We start from the raw sequence: 22,073 nt of genomic DNA, 5'->3' as shown, positions 1-22,073 counted from the left end.
TGACGGATCACCGGGAGGCGGCGGCGCGCTCGCGTGCCTGTGCGGCCGGGTCCTCGCGGAAGGCCCACTCCAGCTTCGGCTCCATCGCGAACCGGAAGGCGCGCTGGACGGGCGGTGTGCACAGGGCGGTCACCACGGCCGCGGCGACCAGGGACACGAAGACCTCACCGGCCGGTTTGTGCAGCCACTCGTAGTCGTCGAACCAGCCCCAGAACCGCGAGCCCTTGGCGAGGAAACCGTGCAGGAGGTAGCCGTACAGGGTGCCCGCGCCGAGCACCGTGAACCACGTCCGGCGGCCCGGCACCCAGGCCAGGAAGCAGGCGGTGAGCACCACGGAGCAGCCGAACAGCGCCAGCGTCATCACCACGCCCGCCCACCACGGCGCCCCGAGTTCCTGGGCACTGTCGCGGTGGTAGAACCACGCCGAGGTCATCCGCGGCGCGGCCCAGTAGGCGAGCAGCAGCGCACAGGCCCCGACCGGCAGCGAGAGCAGCCGCACCTTCCGGCTCCGCACCATCCGGAAGTACTCCGGCTTCATCAGCAGCCCGGCCACGAAGAACGGCAGGAACTGCAACACCCGCTGGAAATCGAGGTCGTCACCGATGTCCGGGGAGATCGAGGCGAGTACGGCGATGCCGAGCGCGAGCGGCAGCGGCCAGCGCACCAGCTTCCACAGCGGGGTGCTCATCCGCCAGACGAACAGCGCCGCCAGGAACCACGTCAGATACCAGGGATCGAGCAGCGAGATCGGATGGGCCGGGTCGTCGTCCGCCCAGCGCTTGAAGAAGGTGTACGCGATCTCGAACAGGATGTACGGCACCGCGATCCCGGTGACCAGCCGCTTCAGCCGGTCCGGACGCATGTCGAAGCTGCGCGAGAAGTAGCCGGAGATCAGGATGAACGCCGGCATGTGGAAGGTGTAGACGAGCATGTACAACGCCTCGGCGGCGCGACTGCCGTCGGTCAGCGGCTCCCACGAGTGCCCCATCGCGACGAAGACGATCGCCAGATACTTCGCGTTGTCGAAGAAGGAGTCGCGCCCCGCGGGTGCTGCCGGGGCCGCGCCGCCCGCCTTGTCGGTGCTACGGGTCTTCTCGCTCACGCCCGGCGTATGAGCGGGTGCATCGGTTTCCACGCCCGCTCCCGGCACACCACCGGAAGCCGTCACCGGGACGGGTTCCACGGCCGGCGGCAGCGGGAACCTGCTCTCCTGGCCCTGCGGCCGCAGCGAACTCGTCACGATCCCTCCCACCGGTGACCGGAGTCCCCTGAGGACCCGACGGCCCCACCGGTCCCTGGGGACTCGGAGGCCTCCACGGACACGGACCGTGATCTCACCGCGCGCTCGGGGGTGATGGCAGCGTGGAACATCTGACGCACCCTAGCCGCGAGGAACGGCTTCGTAAAACCATCGGCACGACTTCTTCATGACGCGTTGGATTTCCCTGAAATACATCAACTGCGCGTCCCCGGGAGCCGGTCGAACCCATTACCAACGCAATTTCCGTCGTGACCGTCACATCCGACATAGTCGCCCATGTTGGTCATAGTGACTCCGGGCGACACTGAAGTTATGTCCGTACTCATCAATAAATGAGCGATTTGTTCGACCAGCTCCCGTGAGTTCGTTGCTCACTCCCGGTCAGCAATTCTCCCTTTGTGCAAGCGAGTTGTGTGGCCATGGAAATCATCCGCGGTGATCGTTCCGGAATTTCGATCGCGGGCGGCCCCAATTTCCTTGTCCGCGCCCGGCGTTCACGCTCGACCCCATATCCGATCGGTGTACGTGAGGTGAGGTCCCGGGGTCCGGGTCGTCCCGCGCTGTCCGACGGTGCGTCACCTGAGGTATGGGCCGGGCCCGTTGGTGGCACCATGGTTCTGGTGGGGGTCGGCCGCCCGAGTGACGCGACCCCGGCCGGGAGTGCGGACCGACCGAGGGTGTGTGAACGACGTGGCCATTTCGCTGTCCGTGGTGCTGCTTCTGGGAATCGTCCTCGTGGTGCTGCTGCGTGGAGGATCGATCAAGCCGGGCCCCGCCGTCGTCGCGGTCCTCTTCGGCTTCTTCCTCGCCTCGACCGATGCCGCGCCGAACATCAACGAGTTCCTCACGTCCGTACGGGACGCGATCGGCGACATACAGTTCTGACCCACCGGCCTTGACCCGCTGTGGCGGCGCTCGGCGAAGGCCCCGCAGTGAGGGGCGCCGGACCGGAGAACGCCTCAGGGCCAGGTCGGAGGAGTCCTCCTGTGACCTGGCCCTGAGGCATGAGAGCGGGCGACGGGAATCGAACCCGCGTAGCTAGTTTGGAAGACTAGGGCTCTACCATTGAGCTACGCCCGCACAGCTTGCGCCGCAGGTCAGGTGACCGCGGCACGAAAAGCATCGTAGCGTCTCGCGGGCGTTCGCCGCACACCGCTTCCGCGAGTGGAGCCGCGCGACACCGTCCAACGCCTCCGCTACAGGGCTTGTTTTCCTCGCCGATTCCTCGCCAGTGCGGCGCTTTTCCTACGCGTTCACCGGCTCCGGTGCGGTGTGTGTGCGCCGAACCCGTCCCCGCGCCGGTCCGCCCCGGCGGCCGTGCGCAGTACACAGCTTCTCCGCGCGAGCATCACGAGGCTCCCCCGAGCGGAATCACGCCAGGTGGAGGCCTCTCGAAATGCGGAAGTCCGCACCGGGTGTGGGCATGTACCCTACGTCTCGCACCAGCACGGGGTGTGGCGCAGCTTGGTAGCGCGTCCGCTTTGGGAGCGGAAGGCCGTGGGTTCAAATCCCGCCACCCCGACCACGTTCTGCACGGCAGTGCACCGCACGTCGTGCGGGCCTCGTGAGCGCAGGCGGCCCTGGTGTCATCGCCCGCGCCGCCCGGGTCGCCGCTCTCCCCCATTCCCCGTTCCCCTGCCTGTGCCGTCTCTGCTTCGCTTCGTCGCTTCGCTTCGTCTTTCCTGTTTCCCGCGCCGCTTTCACCGGTCGCGGCTCCCGCTCCGGGCACCTCTTCGTTGATCGCCTTTTGGGGCGTGTCCCGCCTGCGGTTACTATGCAAGCTGCGTGCCCATGTGCCCGCGTCCGCAACCTCCAAAAGGGCCGGGCCGGGGGATCGGATGGCGCGATCCGCTGAAGCTCTCCGGCTCAGCAGAACCCAAGATGTCAGCCACAAGGAGACCGAACCGTGAAGAGCGCCGTTGAGAACCTGAACCCGACCCGGGTTCGGCTCACTGTCGAGGTGCCCTTCGAGGAGCTCAAGGACAGCCTCGACGCGGCGTACAAGAAGATCAATCAGCAGGTCACGGTGAAGGGCTTCCGGAAGGGCAAGATTCCGGCGCGCGTCATCGACCAGCGGTTCGGACGCGGTGCGGTGCTGGAGGAGGCCGTCAACGACGCCCTCCCGAAGTTCTACACCGAGGCCGTCAACGAGGGTGAGCTGAACGTCCTCGGCCAGCCCGAGGTCGACATCACCGAGCTGAAGGACGGCGAGCTGCTGGCCTTCACCGCCGAGGTCGACATCCGCCCGACCATCGAGATCCCGGACTACTCCGGCATCGAGGTCGAGGTCGACGCGATCGAGGTCAGCGACGAGGACGTGGACAAGGCCGTCGAGGAACTGCGCGGCCGTTTCGCCTCCACCACCCCGGTCGAGCGCGCCGCCGAGGACGGCGACGTGCTCACCCTGGACCTCGAGGCCAAGGTCGACGGCGAGGTCCTCGCCGACGGCGTCGCGGACGGTGTCTCCTACACGATCGGCTCCGGTGAGCTGCTCGAGGGCATCGACGACGCGGTCAAGGGCGTCGAGGCCGGTGGCGAGGCCACCTTCACCTCCGAGCTCAAGGGCGGCTCCGCGGCGGGCAAGGAGGCCGAGGTCACCGTCAAGGTCACCCAGGTCGCCAAGCGTGAACTGCCCGAGCTGGACGACGAGTTCGCGCAGCTCGCCTCCGAGTTCGACACCCTCGAGGAGCTGCGCGCCGACAGCCGCTCCCGACTGGCGAACATGAAGGAGTACGACCAGGCCACGCAGGCCCAGGAGCGCGTCCTGGAGAAGCTGCTCGAGCTGGTCGAGGTGCCCGTCCCCGAGAAGCTGCTCGAGGACGAGATCAACACCCGTAAGCACAACCTCGAGCACCACCAGCTCGGCCAGATGGGCCTGGACCTCGCGAAGTACCTGGAGATCCAGGGCAAGTCCGCCGAGGAGTTCGACACCGAGACCAAGGACGCCGCGGTCAAGGGCATCAAGACCCAGTTCGTCCTCGACGAGCTGGTCAACAAGGAGAAGCTGAGCGTCAGCCAGGAGGAGCTCACCGAGCACCTCATGCGTCGCGCCGCCTCCTCCGGCATGTCCCCCGACCAGTTCGCCCAGGCGGTCGTCGAGGGCGGCCAGGTGCAGATGCTGGTCGGCGAGGTCGCGCGCGGCAAGGCGCTGGCCGTCGTCGTCGAGGCCGCCACGGTCAAGGACACCAACGGCGAGGTCGTCGACCTCAGCGACGAGGAGGAAGAGGCGGAGATCGCCGACGCCACCGTCGCCGCCGCCGAGGGCGAGCAGGCCCCGGCCGAGGCCGCCGCCGAGGGCACCGAGTCCGCCGAGGACAAGGCCGAGGACAAGAACGAGGGCTGAGTCCCGCCGTCCCGGCCCGCAAGCCGACGAGGGGCCCCGTACGCAGCCACGGCTGGGTACGGGGCCCCTCGGCCGTTCGGCGTCCCACGGCGTCCGTAGGAGGCGTCCGTACGGGGCGTCTCCTGCCGCATCCGCCCACGGCGCCCGTACCGCCGCGTACCGGACCCGTCACGCCCCTGCGACCGGGGTCGCACCCTGCGCTCACAGCGAACAGTCCCCAGTGCGGGAGTGCACCCGCCTGCCTGCGCGTTAGGGTCCATAACTACGAGGGCAGGGGAGTCTCCTGTGCCGCCCGCGCGGCGGTACGTCGGAGGGGCCCGGCCCCAGCAGAGTGACGCGAGACGGCCCGGCGCCGTCGTAAGACGAGCAGGTGGACACGTGACGAATCTGATGCCTTCCGCCGCCGGCGAGCCTTCCATCGGTGGTGGCCTCGGCGACCAGGTCTACAACCGGCTGCTCAACGAGCGGATCATCTTCCTCGGACAGCCTGTCGACGACGACATCGCGAACAAGATCACCGCGCAGCTGCTGCTCCTTGCCGCCGACCCCGACAAGGACATCTTCCTGTACATCAACAGCCCCGGTGGCTCGATCACCGCGGGCATGGCGATCTACGACACGATGCAGTACATCAAGAACGATGTGGTCACCATTGCCATGGGCATGGCCGCTTCGATGGGTCAGTTCCTGCTGAGCGCGGGCACTCCGGGCAAGCGCTTCGCGCTGCCGAACGCCGAGATCCTCATCCACCAGCCGTCCGCGGGCCTGGCCGGCTCCGCCTCGGACATCAAGATCCACGCGGAGCGGCTGCTGCACACCAAGCGGCGCATGGCCGAGCTCACGTCCCAGCACACGGGGCAGACCGTCGAGCAGATCACCCGCGACTCCGACCGCGACCGCTGGTTCGACCCGATCGAGGCCAAGGAGTACGGCCTCATCGACGACATCATGCCCACGGCTGCCGGAATGCCGGGCGGCGGCGGTACCGGGGCCTGAGCCCCGCACCCCCGCCGATCGCCTTCGCCTTCTTGAGGAGACATACAGTGAACGACTTCCCCGGCAGCGGCCTGAACGACCGCATGCAGGCCGAGTACACGGGGCCCCGCGCCGAGTCCCGCTACGTCATCCCGCGCTTCGTGGAGCGCACCTCGCAGGGCGTGCGCGAGTACGACCCGTACGCGAAGCTCTTCGAGGAGCGGGTGATCTTCCTCGGCGTGCAGATCGACGACGCCTCGGCCAACGACGTGATGGCCCAGCTGCTCTGCCTGGAGTCGATGGACCCCGACCGCGACATCTCGGTCTACATCAACAGCCCCGGCGGCTCCTTCACGGCGCTCACCGCGATCTACGACACGATGCAGTTCGTGAAGCCCGACATCCAGACGGTGTGCATGGGCCAGGCCGCCTCCGCGGCCGCGATCCTGCTCGCCGCGGGCACCCCCGGCAAGCGGATGGCCCTGCCCAATGCACGGGTCCTCATCCACCAGCCCTACAGTGAGACGGGGCGTGGTCAGGTCTCGGACCTGGAGATCGCCGCGAACGAGATTCTCCGGATGCGCTCGCAGCTGGAAGAGATGCTGGCCAAGCACTCCTCCACGCCGATCGAGCAGATCCGCGAGGACATCGAGCGCGACAAGATCCTCACGGCGGAGGACGCACTGGCCTACGGCCTGGTCGACCAGATCGTCTCCACCCGCAAGATGAACAACACGTCGGTGGTCTGAGCCCTCGCGGGTATACACCCGTCCCCTTGGCGCGGAGCTCGGCCCAAGCGAACCGCGCCAAGGGGGGCCCGAACACCGGGCCCGGCAAGGTACCGTCGGACGTCAGGCACCAGGAGCCGCTGAAGCACGCGTCTCCCAGGCGAAGGGGATTCACCTCGTGGCACGCATCGGTGACGGCGGCGATCTGCTCAAGTGCTCTTTCTGCGGAAAGAGCCAGAAGCAGGTGAAGAAGCTCATCGCAGGCCCCGGTGTGTACATCTGCGACGAGTGCATCGATCTCTGCAACGAGATCATCGAGGAGGAGCTCGCCGAGACGAGCGAGGTGCGCTGGGAGGAACTTCCCAAGCCCCGCGAGATCTACGAGTTCCTGGAGGGCTACGTCGTGGGCCAGGAGCCCGCGAAGAAGGCGCTCTCCGTCGCGGTCTACAACCACTACAAGCGCGTTCAGGCGGGCGAGAACGGCGGCGCACAGGGCCGCGAGGACGCCATCGAGCTGGCCAAGTCCAACATCCTGCTGCTCGGCCCCACCGGCTCCGGCAAGACCCTGCTCGCCCAGACCCTCGCGCGGATGCTCAACGTCCCCTTCGCGATCGCGGACGCCACCGCCCTCACCGAGGCGGGTTACGTCGGCGAGGACGTCGAGAACATCCTGCTGAAGCTCATCCAGGCCGCCGACTACGACGTCAAGAAGGCCGAGACGGGCATCATCTACATCGACGAGATCGACAAGGTCGCCCGTAAGAGCGAGAACCCGTCGATCACGCGCGACGTCAGCGGCGAGGGCGTCCAGCAGGCTCTGCTCAAGATCCTCGAGGGCACCACGGCCTCGGTGCCCCCGCAGGGCGGCCGCAAGCACCCGCACCAGGAGTTCATCCAGATCGACACGACGAACGTCCTGTTCATCGTGGGCGGCGCCTTCGCCGGTCTGGAGAAGATCATCGAGGCGCGGGCCGGGGCCAAGGGCATCGGCTTCGGCGCGACGATCCGCTCCAAGCGCGAGCTGGAGTCCAAGGACCAGTTCGAGGACGTCATGCCCGAGGACCTGGTGAAGTTCGGGATGATCCCCGAGTTCATCGGCCGTCTGCCGGTCATGACCTCGGTCCACAACCTCGACCGCGAGGCCCTGCTCCAGATCCTCGTCGAGCCGCGCAACGCCCTGGTCAAGCAGTACCAGCGCCTCTTCGAACTCGACGGCGTGGAGCTCGACTTCGAACGCGAGGCCCTCGAAGCCATCGCCGACCAGGCCATCCTCCGCCAGACCGGCGCCCGCGGCCTGCGCGCCATCATGGAGGAAGTCCTCCAGGCGGTCATGTACGAGGTCCCCTCCCGCAAGGACGTCGCCCGCGTCGTCATCACCGCCGAGGTGGTCCGCTCCAACGTCAACCCGACGCTGATTCCGCGGGACGCGCGGGGCGGGCGTGGGAACGGGGAGCAGAAGTCGGCCTGAGTGCGCGGGAGTTGCGCGTAGGCGCGTTGAAGTGTGAAGGGGCGTCCGGTTGTTGGCCGGGCGCCCCTTCTCTGTTCCTGGCGGCCGTCAGTCGATTTCCCTGTCCGCCGGTGCTTCGAAGCCGGTGGTGTCGAGGATGCAGTCGAAGGGGGCGGGGATGTGGAGCTTGTCGCCGAAGGGCACCGTGAAGTGCGCGGCGTAGCCCTTCGCCGAGGGTGACCAGAGGACGGTGGCGCTCTCCTCCTGCATGTCGAGCAGGAGGTACACCGGGACTCCGGCCTTGCTGTAGTGCTCGGCCTTGTCGGTCCAGTCGGTGTCCCGGGTCGAGGTCGACGTCAACTCCCCGACCAGCGACAGGCCTTCACCGTCCAGCAGGTGGCTCGTGCTGCGCCGCGTGCGCTCGTGGGCGACATGGATGTCGGGTCCGTACGCTCGCTCGACGTCGGGGAAGGTGTACAGCGCGGGTGACGAACTGATGCGGTGCCCGTCCGGAAGATGCGGGCGTAGCCGGTCGCACACGAGATCCATGACGGTCAGGTAGTACGCCCTCGACCACGGCGACATGACGATGTTCCCCCTGATGACTTCGGCCTTGTAGCCGTCGGGCACGTTCAGCTCATCAAGGGCTGCGCACAGCGCCTCGAACTCGCGGGGGGCAGTGCCGTCTGTCGTCGGTCGCTCAAGCATCAAGGACATGATGCGTCTCCCTCGCAGGATGGGCCAGTGCGGCGATCATAGGGATGTGTGAGTGGTTGTGCACTCAACGTAATCGTCAGGGGCTGAGGTGATCGTCGTGCCGGGCGTCGGTCATGCCGAAGGGGGCGCCCTCGCACAACGCGGGAGCGCCCCCTTCGGCCGCTGCTGGTGCGATTACAGCTTCACGCGGACTTCCTTGCGCAGCTTGGCCGCGGTCTCGGCGGCGTCGCCGAGGTCGGCGGACTTGCCGGTGAGCGCGGCGCCGAGGTCGGGAGCGATCACGATGCCCACGGTGCTGTAGTCGGACCAGATGCAGATCGGCATGCTGATCTCCTTGGGCGCACCGGGGGAGTCGCTCGACGACGGGTTGTTGTTCTTGAACTTGGACTCCTGGCACTTCATCAGTGCGCCGTCCAGGCCCTCGGGGGTGAACTCCTGGGGACTGCCGACGAGTTCGCCGACCTTCTCCTTGCCCTCTTCCTTCTTGGCCTCCTCGTTCATCTTCGCGAACATCGCGTCGAGGACGGCCGCGGGGTCCTCGCTCTTGCCGTACGCGCCGATGAACTGGAGGTACTTGCTGGCCAGCGGGTTGGCCGTGTCCTCCTTCTCGTAGGCGGCGTTCACGTTCTCGGGGTCCTTGAACCCGGCCTTCTCGAGGTCGGACGTATCGTCGGAGTCGAGGCCGTCGTCGCTGCTGCCCTCCTCCTTCTGGTACCCGTCGAGCACGGTGGCCGGAGTCACCAGCTTGTGCGGCCCGTCGTCCTTCGCTTCGCCACCGCCGCTGTCCGACGACCCGAACACGAAGTACGCACCCACGCCCAGGGCCGCGACCACCGCCACCGCGGCGATGATGACGCCCGTCTTCTTCTTGCCGCCGCCGGGCTGCGGGGCGCCCGTGAAGGTGGGCGGCTGGCTGTAGCCCTGTTGCTGCGGGAAGCCCTGGCCCTGCTGCGGGTAGCCGTAGCCCTGCTGCGGGGGTGGGGTCTGCTGGGGGTAGCCGTAGCCGCCGGCCTGCTGCGGGGGCTGCTGGGGGTAGCCGTAGCCGGGCTGCTGCGGCGGCTGGGCGGGCTGGCCGTACGGGCCCTGGCCCGGCTGCTGCGGGGGCTGTCCGCCGCCCTGGCCGTACGGTCCGGGCTGCTGTGGCTGCCCGCCGTACGGGCCGGGCTGGTTGTAGCTCATCAGGGGTCCCCCTCCAAGTGCTCAGTGCAATGCGCACATCCTTGCGCAGACACAGGTGTGCGCGACAAGCGGGAGGCCCGACCCACACCAAAGATTCCCGTTTCAAACCTGGTTGGGTACGCCTTTAAACTGGCTCTCGTGACCGACAACACTCAGCAGCAGACGCCAGCGCCCACCACAGAACTGCCGACGCAGTACGCACCGGCCGAGGTAGAGGGGCCGCTGTACGAGACCTGGGTGGAGCGCGGTTACTTCGAGGCGGACGCCAAGAGCGAGAAGCCTCCGTACACGATCGTCATTCCGCCGCCGAACGTCACGGGCAGCCTGCACCTGGGGCATGCCTTCCAGCACACGCTGATGGACGCGCTGACCCGCCGCAAGCGCATGCAGGGGTACGAGTCCCTGTGGCTGCCGGGTATGGACCACGCCGGAATCGCGACCCAGAACAAGGTCGAGCAGCAGCTCGCCGAGGAGGGCAAGTCCCGCCACGACCTGGGGCGCGAGGAGTTCACCGAGCGCGTCTGGCAGTGGAAGGAGGAGTACGGCGGCCGGATCCTCGGCCAGATGCGCCGCCTCGGCGACGGCGTCGACTGGTCCCGTGAGCGGTTCACCATGGACGAGGGCCTGTCCCGTGCCGTCCAGACGATCTTCAAGAAGCTCTACGACGACGAGCTGATCTACCGGGCCGAGCGCATCATCAACTGGTGCCCCCGCTGTCTGACCGCGATCTCCGACATCGAGGTCGACTACCAGGACGACGACGGCGAGTTGGTCTCGCTGAAGTACGGCGAGGGGGACGAGACGGTCGTCGTCGCCACCACCCGCGTCGAGACGATGCTCGGTGACACCGCCGTCGCGGTCCACCCGGACGACGAGCGCTACGCGCACCTCATCGGCAAGCGCATCAAGCTGCCGCTGACCAACCGCAGCATCCCGGTCGTCGCGGACACCCACGTGGACCCGGAGTTCGGCACCGGCGCCGTCAAGGTGACGCCCGCCCACGACCCGAACGACTTCGCCATCGGCCAGCGGCACGACCTGGAGTCGCTGACCATCATGGACGAGCGCGGGGTCATCACCGCGCACGGCCCGTACCAGGGTCTGGACCGCTTCGAGGCGCGCTCGGCGATCGTGGCCGCGCTGCGCGAACAGGGCCGCGTCGTCTCCGAGAAGCGGCCCTACGTCCACTCCGTCGGGCACTGCTCGCGCTGCAAGACCACCGTCGAGCCTCGGCTGTCCCTGCAGTGGTGGGTCAAGGTCGAGACGCTGGCCAAGGCCGCGGGCGACGCGGTGCGCGACGGCCGGGTCGCCATCCACCCCAAGGAGATGGAGCGGCGCTACTTCGACTGGGTCGACAACCTCAACGACTGGTGCATCTCGCGGCAGTTGTGGTGGGGACACCGCATCCCGGTCTGGTACGGCCCCGACGGCGAGGTCGTCTGCGTCGGCCCCGACGACCAGGCGCCGAGCGGCGAGGGCTGGTACCAGGAGGAGGACGTCCTCGACACCTGGTTCTCCTCGGGCCTGTGGCCCTTCTCCACCCTGGGCTGGCCCGAGCGCACCCCGGACCTCGAGAAGTTCTATCCGACCGACGTCCTGCTCACCGGTCACGACATCATCTTCTTCTGGGTCGCCCGGATGATGATGTTCGGCCTGTACGCGATGGACGGCGAGGTGCCGTTCCACACGATCGCGCTCACCGGTCTGGTCCGTGACGAGTTCGGCAAGAAGATGTCGAAGTCGAACCCCAACGCGGTCGACCCGCTGGACTGGATGGACGCCTACGGCTCGGACGCCGTCCGGTTCACCCTGGCCCGCGGGGCCAACCCGGGCGCGGACGTCCCGATCGGCGAGGACTGGGTCCAGGCCTCGCGCAACTTCGCCAACAAGATCTGGAACGCGACCCGCTTCGCACTGATGAACGGCGCGACGGTCGAGGGCGAACTCCCGCCCGCCGAGAAGCTCTCCTCGACCGACCGCTGGATCCTGTCGCGGCTGAACGAGACCGTCGCCGAAGTGGACGCCCTCTACGAGGACTACCAGTTCGCCAAACTCTCCGACGCCCTCTACCACTTCGCCTGGGACGAGGTCTTCGACTGGTACGTCGAGCTGTCCAAGACGACCTTCCAGGCGGGCGGCGAGGCGGCCGCCGTCTCGCGTCGGGTGCTCGGCGAGGTGCTCGACGTCACGCTGCGGCTGCTGCACCCGATCGTGCCGTTCGTGACCGAGACCTTGTGGACCACGCTGACCGGCGGTGAGTCCGTGGTGATCGCGAACTGGCCCGCCGACTCCGGGTTCCGTGACGCGGCCGCCGAGCGGGAGATCGAGGTCCTCCAGGAGGTCATCACCGAGGTCCGCCGCTTCCGTGCCGACCAGGGGCTGCAGCCCGGTCAGCGGGTGCCCGCCCGCCTGACCCTGGACGGCACCGCGCTCGCCCCGCACGAGCCCGCCATCCGGCAGTTGCTGCGTCTCCAGCCGGAGGGCGAGGGCTTCGCGGCCACCGCGACCCTGCCGGTCTCCGGGGCCGAGGTCGCGCTGGACCTGTCGGGAGTGATCGACGTGGAGGCGGAGCGCAAGCGGCTCGCCAAGGACCTCGCGGCGGCCGAGAAGGAGAAGGCCCAGGCCACCGGCAAGCTGGGCAACGAGGCCTTCCTCGCCAAGGCGCCCGACCACGTCGTGGACAAGATCCGCACCCGCCTGGCCAAGGCGGAGGAGGACATCGCCCGCCTGACGGCCCAGCTGGAGCGGCTGCCGAAGGCGTGAGGGGAGCGGGCCCCGGCCCGCACATCCGTCCGGCCGGGTCCGGTGGTGCGTACGCGCGTACGCACCACCGGACCCGTCGCCGTTCCGCCGCCGGCCCCGTCGCCGCCCCTCCGAGGCCCCGTAGCGGACCGCCCTGTCCTGGAGTGTCATCCGCGCTCCGTAGACTGTCCGCGTGAGTGACCTCCCCCCGCACGACAGCGCCCGCGACGACGACGGTGAGGACTCCTCGGCCAGGTTCGAGGAGATCATCGGCGCAGAGACCGACAGGGACCCCGACCTCGCGGTGATCGAGGCCGGGAGCCGTACGCTGCGCACCCAGTCCGGACCGCCGCAGGGCGACCGGCTGCCGACCAGACCGGCCGACCCCGAGGTGGACCGGGCGCTGCGCGAGGTCGAGACGGAGCTCGCGAGCCGCTGGGGCGAGACCAAGCTGGAGCCCTCGGTCAGCAGGATCTCGGCGCTGATGGACGTACTCGGCGAGCCGCAGCGCGGCTACCCCTCGATCCACATCACCGGGACCAACGGCAAGACCTCCACCGCCCGCATGATCGAGTCGCTGCTCGGCGCCTTCGAACTGCGCACCGGCCGCTACACCTCGCCGCACGTCCAGTCGATCACCGAGCGCATCAGCCTCGACGGTGCGCCCATCGACGCGGAGCGCTTCGTGGAGACGTACCGCGACATCCAGCCGTACGTCGAAATGGTCGACACCCAGCAGGACTTCCGGCTGTCCTTCTTCGAGGTGCTGACCGGCATGGCGTACGCGGCCTTCGCGGACGCCCCGGTGGACGTCGCCGTCGTCGAGGTCGGCATGGGCGGCAGCTGGGACGCCACCAACGTCATCGACGGCTCGGTCGCGGTGCTCACCCCGATCGACCTGGACCACACCGACCGGCTCGGCAGCACTCCCGGCGAGATCGCCAAGGAGAAGGCCGGGATCATCAAGCAGGACGCGACGGTCATCCTCGCCCAGCAGCCCGTGGACGCAGCCCAGGTCGTCCTCAAGAAGGCCGTCGAGGTGGACGCCACGGTCGCCCGCGAGGGCCTGGAGTTCGGCGTGACGAGCAGGAGCGCCGCGGTCGGCGGCCAGCTCCTGACGCTGCGCGGGCTCGGCGGCGAGTACGAGGACGTCTTCCTGCCGCTGCACGGCGCGTACCAGGCACACAACGCGGCGGTCGCGCTCGCGGCGGTGGAGGCCTTCTTCGGCATCGGCTCGCAGCACGCGCGCCCGCTCGACATCGACACCGTGCGCACCGCCTTCGCCGCGGTGACCGCGCCGGGCCGGCTCGAGGTGGTGCGCCGCTCGCCGACCGTCGTACTCGACGCCGCGCACAACCCCGCGGGCGCCCGCGCCACCGTCGAGGGCATCGGCGAGGTCTTCGACTTCAGCAGACTCATCGGGGTGATCGGCGTCAGCGGTGACAAGGACGTGCGCGGGGTCCTGGAGGCCTTCGAGCCCGTGCTCACCGAGGTCGTCGTCACCCAGAACTCCACCCACCGCGCACTGGACGCGGACGCGCTGGCCGCCCTCGCCGTCGAGGTCTTCGGCGAGGACCGGGTGCAGGTCGAGCCGCGGCTCGACGACGCGCTGGAGGCCGCGATCACGCTCGCCGAGGAAGAGGGCGAGTTCGCGGGTGGCGGAGTGCTCGTGACCGGTTCCGTGATCACTGTCGGCGAGGCCCGACTGCTCCTGGGGAGGAGCTGACAATGCGTACGCTCTGTGCTTCCACGCTGATCGGCGAGTTCTTCGTCATCGGTTTCGCCGCTCTGGTGGCGATAAAGGAACCCGATATCAGCCAGACGACGGTCTGGATCGTCAGCGGGATCGCGATGGCGATGAGCATCCTGCTGTGCGGCATGATCACCAGACCCGGCGGGCTCGCGCTCGGCTGGGCGCTGCAGATCGGCCTGTTCCTGAGCGGCTTCGTGGTGCCCGTGATGTTCTTCCTGGGCGCCCTCTTCGGTGGCCTGTGGTGGTGCGGAATCCACTTCGGCCGCAAGGTCGACGAGGCCAAGCAGCAGCGCGCCGCCTACGAGGCACAACTCGCGGCGGAGTCCGCGGCCGAGTCCGCGTGACGGGTGGTCAGCCGCGCGCGAGCCGTTCCGCGGGGCCCTGTAGCCTCTGACCTCCGCACCCGTTGTAGTGAAGGAGCACCACCGTGAGCCAGCGCACCCTCGTCCTGCTCAAGCCCGATGCGGTCCGTCGTGGCCTGGTCGGCGAGATCGTCGGCCGGATCGAGCGCAAGGCGGGCTGGACGATCAGCGCACTGGAGCTGCGCACCCTGGAGCGGGCGACGCTGGAGCAGCACTACGCGGAGCACGTCGGCAAGCCCTTCTACGAGCCGCTGGTCGACTTCATGTCCTCCGGTCCCGTGGTCGCCCTCGTCGTGGAGGGTGAGCGCGTCATCGAGGGTGTGCGTCAACTGGCCGGTCCCACCGATCCGATTTCCGCCGCTCCGGGTTCGATCCGCGGTGACTTCGGCACCATCACCCGGGAAAACCTCATCCACGCCTCGGACTCGGAGGAGTCGGCCGAGCGCGAGCTGAAGATTTTCTTCCCGTCGTTCGTCTGAGGTACCCCGCATTTCCCCCGTCCGGTTTTTTTCCGGCCGGATTGTCCGGCGGCGCGCCGTGCGAAATGCGGCGCCCGCCGGAATGCGTCCGTTTCCGCACGGGCGCGGTGCGACGCGCCGGAAAACGTGTCGCGACCCCACTCTTCTTCTGACGACGCGTCAGGTGTGTAATGGTCGTGACCTGCGTCAAAGAAGAAATTCACTCGCCGTACGGCATAGGCGTCCCGATCGGGGGAACGCGTCCCCCTGATGGCTCGTTCCCCTGGGCGGAGCGGCCGCGCATCTGCTGACAATGGCGAAGACCCTTGCGCTGTGATTGTGCGGGCGGGCCTACGATGTAAGCCTTAAGCCTTCACTCTCACAGCACCCACCTCGCCTGTCCTGACAAGCCGCAAGCTCACTTGGGAAGGCCAGTCGCATCCTCATGGGGAACAACATGTCGTTCATCGGCCGTGACATGGCTGTCGACCTCGGGACCGCCAACACGCTGGTGTACGTCAGGGGCCGCGGGATCGTCCTCAACGAACCCTCCGTCGTCGCGATCAACACCAACACCGGTGGCATCCTCGCGGTCGGCGCCGAGGCGAAGAAGATGATCGGCCGCACTCCGGGCAACATCGTCGCCGTGCGTCCGCTGAAGGACGGCGTCATCGCCGACTTCGAAATCACCGAGCGCATGCTGCGCTACTTCATCCTCAAGATCCACAAACGCCGCTATCTCGCCCGCCCGCGCGTCGTGGTCTGTGTTCCCTCCGGTATCACCGGAGTTGAGCGCCGTGCCGTCATCGAGGCCTCCTCGCAGGCCGGCGCGCGCCAGGTGCACATCATCGAAGAGCCGATGGCGGCGGCGATCGGCTCGGGCCTGCCCGTGCACGAGGCCACCGGCAACATGGTCGTGGACATCGGTGGTGGCACCACCGAGGTCGCGGTCATCTCGCTCGGCGGGATCGTCACGGCCCAGTCGATCCGGGTCGCGGGCGACGAGTTGGACAACGCGATCATCCAGCACATCAAGAAGGAGTACTCCCTCCTCCTCGGTGAGCGCACCGCCGAGCAGATCAAGATCACGATCGGCTCGGCGTACGAGATGGAGGAAGAGGAGCACACCGAGATCCGCGGTCGTGACCTCGTCTCCGGACTGCCGAAGACCGTCGTGGTCTCCGCCGCCGAGGTGCGCAAGGCCATGGAGGAACCGGTCAACGCCATTGTGGACGCGGTCAAGACGACGCTCGACAAGTGCCCGCCGGAACTGTCCGGCGACGTGATGGACCGTGGCATCGTGCTCACCGGTGGCGGCGCCCTGCTGCGCGGCCTCGACGAGCGGCTGCGCGTCGAGACCGGTATGCCGATCCACATCGCCGAGGAGCCGCTGGACAGCGTGGCGCTCGGCAGCGGCAAGTGTGTCGAGGAGTTCGAGGCACTGCAGCAGGTGCTGGACGCGCAGCCGCGTCGCTGAGCACCGGCCGAGCTGGGGGTTCGTCCCCGTCCGGGGAGATCCGGGCGGGGGCACGGGGGAGGGGCCCTGTCCCACGCGGCGGCCAATCGTTGATATAGAGGCATAAGCCACAACAAGTTCCGACGAGGAAGGCACGGCCGCCGCACGTGAGGGACACACGAGAGAGCCGGCTGCTCCTGGTGCTGCTGATCGCCATCGCGTTCGCACTGATCACGGTGGACATCCGCGGTGGCGAGGACTCACCGGTCGACGGAGCCCGACGGGGCGCCGCCGCCGTCTTCGGCCCGGTCGAGAACGGTGTCTCCTCCGCGGTCGATCCGGTCGCGGGCGCCGTGGACGCCGTGAAGGACTCCAGCGGCCACGAGGACCGCATCGCCGAACTGGAGCGGGAGAACGCCGCGCTGAAGGCCCGGCTCGGCAGCGACGACCGCAACCGCAGCCGGGTGCGCCAGCTCGACGGCATGCTGAAGAAGGCGGGCGCGGGCCAGTACGGCATCAAGGGCGCCGAGGTCATCGCGATCGGCGCGGCCCAGGGCTTCTCCTGGACCGTCACCATCGACGCCGGTTCACGCGACGGCATCAAGCGCGACATGACCGTACTCAACGCGGACGGTCTGGTCGGCCGGGTCACCACCGTCGGCCCGGGCACCGCGACCGTACTGCTCGCCACCGACCCGGACTTCACCGTCGGCACCCGCCTGGAGAAGACCGACGAGCTCGGCTTCGCCTCCGGCGGCGGCAACGGCCCGATGCGGGTACAGCTGCTCAACTCCAAGGCCAAGGTGAAGAAGGGCGACCGGATGGTCACCTTCGGCTCGCAGGGCGACAAGCCGTTCGTGCCGGGTGTGCCGGTCGGCAGGATCACCCGTATCGACCCCTCGGGCGGTGACCTCACCCGGACCGTGTACGTGGAACCCTTCGCCGGTTTCTCCCGTCTCGATGTCGTGGGCGTCGTCGTCACCGCGCCCCGCACCGATCCGCGGGACACCGTGCTGCCGCCCAAGCCCAAGGCCGAGCCCACGCCGACGGTGACCGTCACGGCCACCCCCGGAGCCGAGGACCCGGACGGGCCCGGCGGCGAGGACGGGCAGGAGGCGCAGCCCGGCCAGGAAGAGGGACTGCCCGTGGATCCGGAGCAACAGGCCGGTCAGACCGCAGACCCGGCCGAGCAAGACGAGTAGGAGCGTCAACCGTGCGTGTCAACCGAGTGCTCCTGTCCACCGTCCTTGTCGTGCTCGCCCTGATGATCCAGGTCAGCGTGCTCGCCCGGCTCCAACTGCCGGGCGCCGTACCCGATCTGGTGCTGCTCACCGTCCTCGGCCTCGCCCTGGTGTACGGCCACACGGCCGGTGCCCTGATCGGCTTCGGCGCCGGGCTGCTCTCCGACATCGCCCCGCCCGCCGACCACGCCGCCGGCCGCTACGCGCTGGTGCTGTGCGTGATCGGCTATGTGGCGGGCCTGTTCAAGCCCGACAAGGGCCAACTGCGCTCCGCCCTCGGCCCGATGGCCGTGGTCGTCGCCGCCGCGATCGGCTCGACCCTGCTGTACGCGATGGTGGGCGCGCTGGTCGGCGACGACGCCGCCCGCCATGTCAACCTCGGCAGCCTGCTGTTCACGGCCGCGCTGTACGACCTGCTCCTCGCGCCGTTCACGGTGCCCGGGATCATCGCCCTCGCCCGGCGCACCGAGCACGACCCCGTCGCCGAGAACAGCGGCACCGGCTCCGGCCGTACCAAGGACGTCGCCGCGGGCTGGATCTCCTCGGGCACCGGGCTGCGCATCGGCAGCCAGCGGGGCGCCCTGAAGGCCCGCGCCGCCCGCTCCAGGGCCGCCCGCGCCGGTCGCATCAAGGGGGTCAAGAGGCTGTGAGGACCTGTCCGGGTCACAAGGCTGCGAGGACTCGTGATCTGACCAACCGCCGCACCGACTGAGGGGAGGCAGCCGTGACGCACCGCCCGTCGTCCACGAACCTGCCGGGGAGTGGACCCCGCTCATGACCAACATCCCGGAGACCGGACGCACGCCGCGCGTGCAGATCCGGCTCGTCATCATCCAGATCCTGGTCGTCTCGCTGCTGTTGACCCTCGGCGGACGCCTGTGGTACCTCCAGGTCCGCAACGGCGACGAGTACGCCGCCGAGGCCTCCGGCAACCACGTACAGCAGGTCGTGCAGCCCGCCGTACGCGGGGAGATCCTGGACGCGCGCGGCGTGCCGCTCGCCGACAACGAGACCCGGCTCGTGGTCTCGGCCTCGCGCACCAAGCTGATGAAGATGCCCGACGACGGCGAGGCCGTACTGACCAAGCTCGCCCAGATCCTCGGCATGCCCACCAAGTCGGTCATGGAGAAGGTCCGGCTGTGCGACGCGAAGACGCCCAAGCCGTGCTGGAACGGCTCCCCGTACCAGCCGATCCCGATCACCGACGAGGCCACCAGCAAGCAGGCGCTGCAGATCCGTGAGCGCGCCGAGGACTTCCCCGGCATCACCGCGGAGCCGACCGCGGTACGGCGCTACCCGGCGCCCGGCAAGTCCAGCACGTCCCAGGTGCTCGGCTACCTCTCGCCGGTCACCGACGAGGAGATCAAGAAGGCCGAGGACAGCGACTCCCCGTTCCTGCGCTCGGACATGGTCGGACGCAGCGGTCTGGAGCGGCAGTACGACAAGGAGCTGCGCGGCAAGGCCGGCGTCACCCGCTACGAGGTGGACAACCTCGGCCGGGTCATCGGCGAGGCGCAGAACGACAAGGCGGAGCCCGGCGCCAACCTGGTCACCAGCATCGACGCCCGGGTGCAGCGGGTCGCCGAGTACGAGCTCAACGAGGCGATGAAGGAAGCCCGCAAGCAGCACGACCGCAACACCGGCACCAACTACAAGGCCGACGCGGGCGCCGTCGTCGTCATGGAGTCCAAGACCGGCCGCGTGGTGGCCATGGCCTCCAACCCGGACTACGACCCCAACGCCTGGGTGGGCGGCATCGACGCCAAGGACTACGCGAAGCTCACCGGCAAGAAGTCCAACTACCCGCTGCTCAACCGCGCCATCCAGGGGCAGGCGGCCCCCGGCTCGATCTTCAAGGTGATCCCCACGGCCGCCGCGGTCAACGCGGGCTACGGCTTCAAGGACCGCTACAACTGCTCCAGTTCGTACTCGATCGGCGGCCAGGTCTTCAAGAACTTCGAGCAGCAGAACCACGGCTCCATCGACCTCGGGCGCGCCCTGGAGGTCTCCTGCGACACCGTCTTCTACGCGCTGGCCCACGACCAGTGGAAGAAGGACGGCGGCAACAAGCCCAAGAAGAACGCCAAGGACTGGTTCTACAAGACGGCGCACCAGTTCGGCCTCGGCAAGGAGACCGGTATCGACCTGCCCAACGAGGTCACCGGCCGGGTCCCCGACCGCCAGTGGAAGAAGGACTACTACGAGGTCAACAAGGACGCCTGGTGCCGTACCGGCAAGAAGGACGGCAGCTACGCGCAGAAGATCGCCTACGAGAACTGCCTCGAAGGTATGAAGATGCGCGCCGGTGACTCCGTCAACTACTCCATCGGCCAGGGCGACACCCTCGTCACCCCGATCCAGATGGCGACCATCTACGCCGGGATCGCCAACGGCGGCACCCTCTACGACCCGAGCGTCGGCAAGGCCGTGGTCAGCCCGGACGGCAAGACCGTGCGGGAGATCGAGCCCAAGGCGCACGGGAAGCTGCCGTTCACCAAGAAGACCCGCGACGAGATAGACGAAGCACTGGCGGGTGTGGCGACCCGGGGTACGGCCGCCTGGCGCTTCGGCGGCTGGCCGCAGGACAAGATTCCGATGCACGCCAAGACCGGTACCGCCGAGGTCTACGGCAAGCAGACCACCTCGTGGTTCGCGACCTACACCAAGGACTACTCGGTGGTCATGACCATCTCCCAGGGTGGTACCGGCTCCGGCGCCTCCGGCCCCGCGGTGCGCAAGATCTACGACGCGCTCTACGGGCTCGGCGGCGAGAAGGCCCTGCTGCCCAAGCCGCAGACCGGACTGCCCAAGGTCCAGCCCGACGGCACCATCGACGCCCCGAAGATCACGCCGTATCCGGGCAAGAAGAAGCCCAAGGACCCGGCCGAGCAGCAGGAACTGGCCGCGGTGCTCGGCGGGCCCGGCTTCGGGAGGCGGGACTGATGGCGGGCGCGAACGGATTCTCGGTACCCGGCTACGGTCCGGAGCGCTCGACCGTCGCGCGGCTGCTCGCCCGTGACTCGCCGCTGCGCAGGCTGGACTGGCCAATGCTGCTCGCGGCGCTCGCGCTCTCGATGATCGGCACGGCGCTGGTCTACTCGGCCACCCGCAACCGCACCGAGCTGAACCAGGGCGACCCGTACTACTTCCTGTTCCGGCACCTGCTGAACACCGGGATCGGTCTCGCGCTGATGGTCGGCACGGTGTGGCTCGGCCACCGGGGGCTGCGCACGGTGGTGCCGATCCTGTACGGCATCTCGCTCTTCCTGATCCTGCTGGTGCTGACACCGCTCGGCGCCACCATCAACGGCGCGCACGCCTGGCTGGTGTTCCCGGCCGGGTTCTCCCTGCAGCCCTCGGAGTTCTGCAAGATCACGATCATCCTCGGCATGGCGATGCTGCTCGCGGCCCGGGTCGACGCGGGCGACCGTGAGCATCCGGACCACCGCACGGTGCTCCAGGCGCTGGGGCTCGCCGCGGTGCCGATCCTGATCGTGATGCTGATGCCGGACCTCGGTTCGGTCATGGTGATGGTCCTGATCGTGCTCGGCGTGCTGCTCGCCTCCGGCGCTTCCAACCGGTGGGTGCTCGGGCTGATCAGTGCCGGTGCGGCGGGGGCGCTGCTCGTCTGGCAGCTCGGTGTGCTCGACGAGTACCAGATCAACCGCTTCGCGGCCTTCGCCAACCCGGAGCTGGACCCGGCGGGCGTCGGCTACAACACCAACCAGGCGCGGATCGCGATCGGCTCCGGCGGACTCACCGGCACCGGCCTGTTCCACGGTTCGCAGACCACCGGGCAGTTCGTGCCCGAGCAGCAGACCGACTTCGTGTTCACGGTGGCCGGTGAGGAACTCGGCTTCGTGGGCGCGGGCGCGATCCTGCTGCTGCTCGGTGTGGTGCTGTGGCGGGCCTGCCGTATCGCCCGGGAGACCACCGAGCTGTACGGGACCATCGTGGCCGCCGGGATCATCGCCTGGTTTGCCTTCCAGTCCTTCGAGAACATCGGCATGACGCTCGGCATCATGCCGGTCGCCGGACTTCCGCTGCCGTTCGTCTCCTACGGCGGTTCCTCGATGTTCGCGGTGTGGATCGCCATAGGGCTGTTGCAGTCGATCAGGGTGCAGAAGCCTCTGTCGGCCTAGATCGCGGCCGCTCTCGGTGGGCCCTGCCCGGCGCTTTCTCTCAAGTGCCGCGCAGGGCCTCGGTCGTTTGGTCCACGAAGAGCCCTGCCCCTCACCCTGCTGTGCCCCGGACGCGTTCTGCCCGCCCTCCGCCGGGGCCCAGCCCCCCGAAGGCCGCGCGCCCGCGCTCGGTGCGGCACAGACCCTCCTGGACCAGTGCCACGGTCCCGTATGCCGTCGAGCCCTGACCGTCCGCCGTGCCCCCGCCCGCCGCCACGACGGTCGCGACC

17 protein-coding genes and 2 tRNA genes are annotated in these 22,073 nt (G+C 68.5%); 15 read left to right on the top strand and 4 right to left on the bottom strand.

The features are described from left to right. Nucleotides 1–7: 7 nt before the first annotated feature. Nucleotides 8–1,240: an acyltransferase family protein gene (locus HUT18_RS08695; RefSeq protein ID WP_176099278.1), complete on the bottom strand. Its 1,233-nt coding sequence runs from the start codon at nt 1,238–1,240 to the stop codon at nt 8–10. Between the two features lie 711 nt (nt 1,241–1,951). Here HUT18_RS08695 and HUT18_RS08690 point away from each other — a divergent pair. Next, nucleotides 1,952–2,146 carry a hypothetical protein gene (locus HUT18_RS08690; RefSeq protein ID WP_176099276.1) on the top strand — a complete coding sequence of 65 codons (195 nt, stop codon included), beginning with the start codon at nt 1,952–1,954 and terminating at the stop codon, nt 2,144–2,146. Nucleotides 2,147–2,270: 124 nt separating this feature from the next. Here the strand turns inward: HUT18_RS08690 and HUT18_RS08685 are convergent. Next, nucleotides 2,271–2,341 (bottom strand) — tRNA-Gly (locus HUT18_RS08685). Nucleotides 2,342–2,709: 368 nt separating this feature from the next. On the opposite strand from HUT18_RS08685, the gene HUT18_RS08680 reads away from it, so the two are divergent. The 5 genes from HUT18_RS08680 (at nt 2,710) to clpX (ending at nt 7,775) form a co-directional block, all read left to right on the top strand. Continuing rightward, nucleotides 2,710–2,786 (top strand) — tRNA-Pro (locus tag HUT18_RS08680). 381 nt (nt 2,787–3,167) lie between these two features. Further along, entirely contained in the window at nt 3,168–4,604 is a 1,437-nt protein-coding gene (gene tig, locus HUT18_RS08675) for a trigger factor (RefSeq protein ID WP_176099274.1), read from the top strand. 390 nt (nt 4,605–4,994) lie between these two features. Further along, on the top strand, nt 4,995–5,600 hold the full coding sequence (locus HUT18_RS08670; protein ID WP_176104374.1) for an ATP-dependent Clp protease proteolytic subunit: 606 nt from the start codon (nt 4,995–4,997) through the stop codon (nt 5,598–5,600). A gap of 47 nt (nt 5,601–5,647) precedes the next feature. Further along, entirely contained in the window at nt 5,648–6,328 is a 681-nt protein-coding gene (locus HUT18_RS08665) for an ATP-dependent Clp protease proteolytic subunit (RefSeq protein ID WP_303246534.1), read from the top strand. A gap of 157 nt (nt 6,329–6,485) precedes the next feature. After that, nucleotides 6,486–7,775, top strand: coding sequence for an ATP-dependent Clp protease ATP-binding subunit ClpX (gene clpX, locus HUT18_RS08660; protein ID WP_176099272.1), 1,290 nt, complete (start codon nt 6,486–6,488; stop codon nt 7,773–7,775). An 87-nt stretch (nt 7,776–7,862) separates the two neighbouring features. Here clpX and HUT18_RS08655 read toward each other — a convergent pair whose 3' ends face one another. Further along, nucleotides 7,863–8,471 (bottom strand): Uma2 family endonuclease, encoded by a 609-nt coding sequence (locus HUT18_RS08655; RefSeq protein WP_176099270.1) that lies wholly within the window; start codon nt 8,469–8,471, stop codon nt 7,863–7,865. A gap of 174 nt (nt 8,472–8,645) precedes the next feature. Further along, nucleotides 8,646–9,650: a hypothetical protein gene (locus tag HUT18_RS08650; RefSeq protein WP_176099268.1), complete on the bottom strand. Its 1,005-nt coding sequence runs from the start codon at nt 9,648–9,650 to the stop codon at nt 8,646–8,648. Between the two features lie 138 nt (nt 9,651–9,788). On the opposite strand from HUT18_RS08650, the gene HUT18_RS08645 reads away from it, so the two are divergent. The 9 genes from HUT18_RS08645 to rodA all read left to right on the top strand — a co-directional run bounded on the left by HUT18_RS08645 (nt 9,789) and on the right by rodA (nt 21,804). Beyond that, entirely contained in the window at nt 9,789–12,413 is a 2,625-nt protein-coding gene (locus tag HUT18_RS08645; protein WP_176099267.1) for a valine--tRNA ligase, read from the top strand. A gap of 244 nt (nt 12,414–12,657) precedes the next feature. Next, nucleotides 12,658–14,118, top strand: coding sequence for a folylpolyglutamate synthase/dihydrofolate synthase family protein (locus HUT18_RS08640; protein ID WP_254878951.1), 1,461 nt, complete (start codon nt 12,658–12,660; stop codon nt 14,116–14,118). 2 nt (nt 14,119–14,120) lie between these two features. Further along, nucleotides 14,121–14,489, top strand: coding sequence for a DUF4233 domain-containing protein (locus HUT18_RS08635; protein ID WP_176099258.1), 369 nt, complete (start codon nt 14,121–14,123; stop codon nt 14,487–14,489). 83 nt (nt 14,490–14,572) lie between these two features. After that, complete coding sequence (gene ndk, locus HUT18_RS08630) at nt 14,573–14,986, top strand: nucleoside-diphosphate kinase (RefSeq protein WP_176099257.1); 414 nt, start codon at nt 14,573–14,575, stop codon at nt 14,984–14,986. Between the two features lie 436 nt (nt 14,987–15,422). Next, nucleotides 15,423–16,442 carry a rod shape-determining protein gene (locus HUT18_RS08625; protein WP_176104372.1) on the top strand — a complete coding sequence of 340 codons (1,020 nt, stop codon included), beginning with the start codon at nt 15,423–15,425 and terminating at the stop codon, nt 16,440–16,442. Between the two features lie 146 nt (nt 16,443–16,588). After that, nucleotides 16,589–17,623 (top strand): rod shape-determining protein MreC, encoded by a 1,035-nt coding sequence (gene mreC / locus HUT18_RS08620; RefSeq protein ID WP_176099255.1) that lies wholly within the window; start codon nt 16,589–16,591, stop codon nt 17,621–17,623. Between the two features lie 11 nt (nt 17,624–17,634). Further along, nucleotides 17,635–18,312: a rod shape-determining protein MreD gene (gene mreD / locus HUT18_RS08615; RefSeq protein ID WP_176099253.1), complete on the top strand. Its 678-nt coding sequence runs from the start codon at nt 17,635–17,637 to the stop codon at nt 18,310–18,312. Between the two features lie 124 nt (nt 18,313–18,436). Continuing rightward, nucleotides 18,437–20,605: a penicillin-binding protein 2 gene (mrdA, locus tag HUT18_RS08610; RefSeq protein ID WP_176099251.1), complete on the top strand. Its 2,169-nt coding sequence runs from the start codon at nt 18,437–18,439 to the stop codon at nt 20,603–20,605. Beyond that, complete coding sequence (gene rodA / locus HUT18_RS08605) at nt 20,605–21,804, top strand: rod shape-determining protein RodA (RefSeq protein WP_176099249.1); 1,200 nt, start codon at nt 20,605–20,607, stop codon at nt 21,802–21,804. The genes mrdA and rodA overlap by 1 nt, the downstream gene beginning before the upstream one ends. Nucleotides 21,805–22,073 lie beyond the last annotated feature (269 nt).

This window comes from Streptomyces sp. NA04227 (assembly GCF_013364195.1).
Lineage (GTDB): Bacteria > Actinomycetota > Actinomycetes > Streptomycetales > Streptomycetaceae > Streptomyces.
The sequence above is the reverse complement of the archived record's forward strand: the minus strand, read 5'-3'. Positions and strand labels throughout refer to the sequence as shown.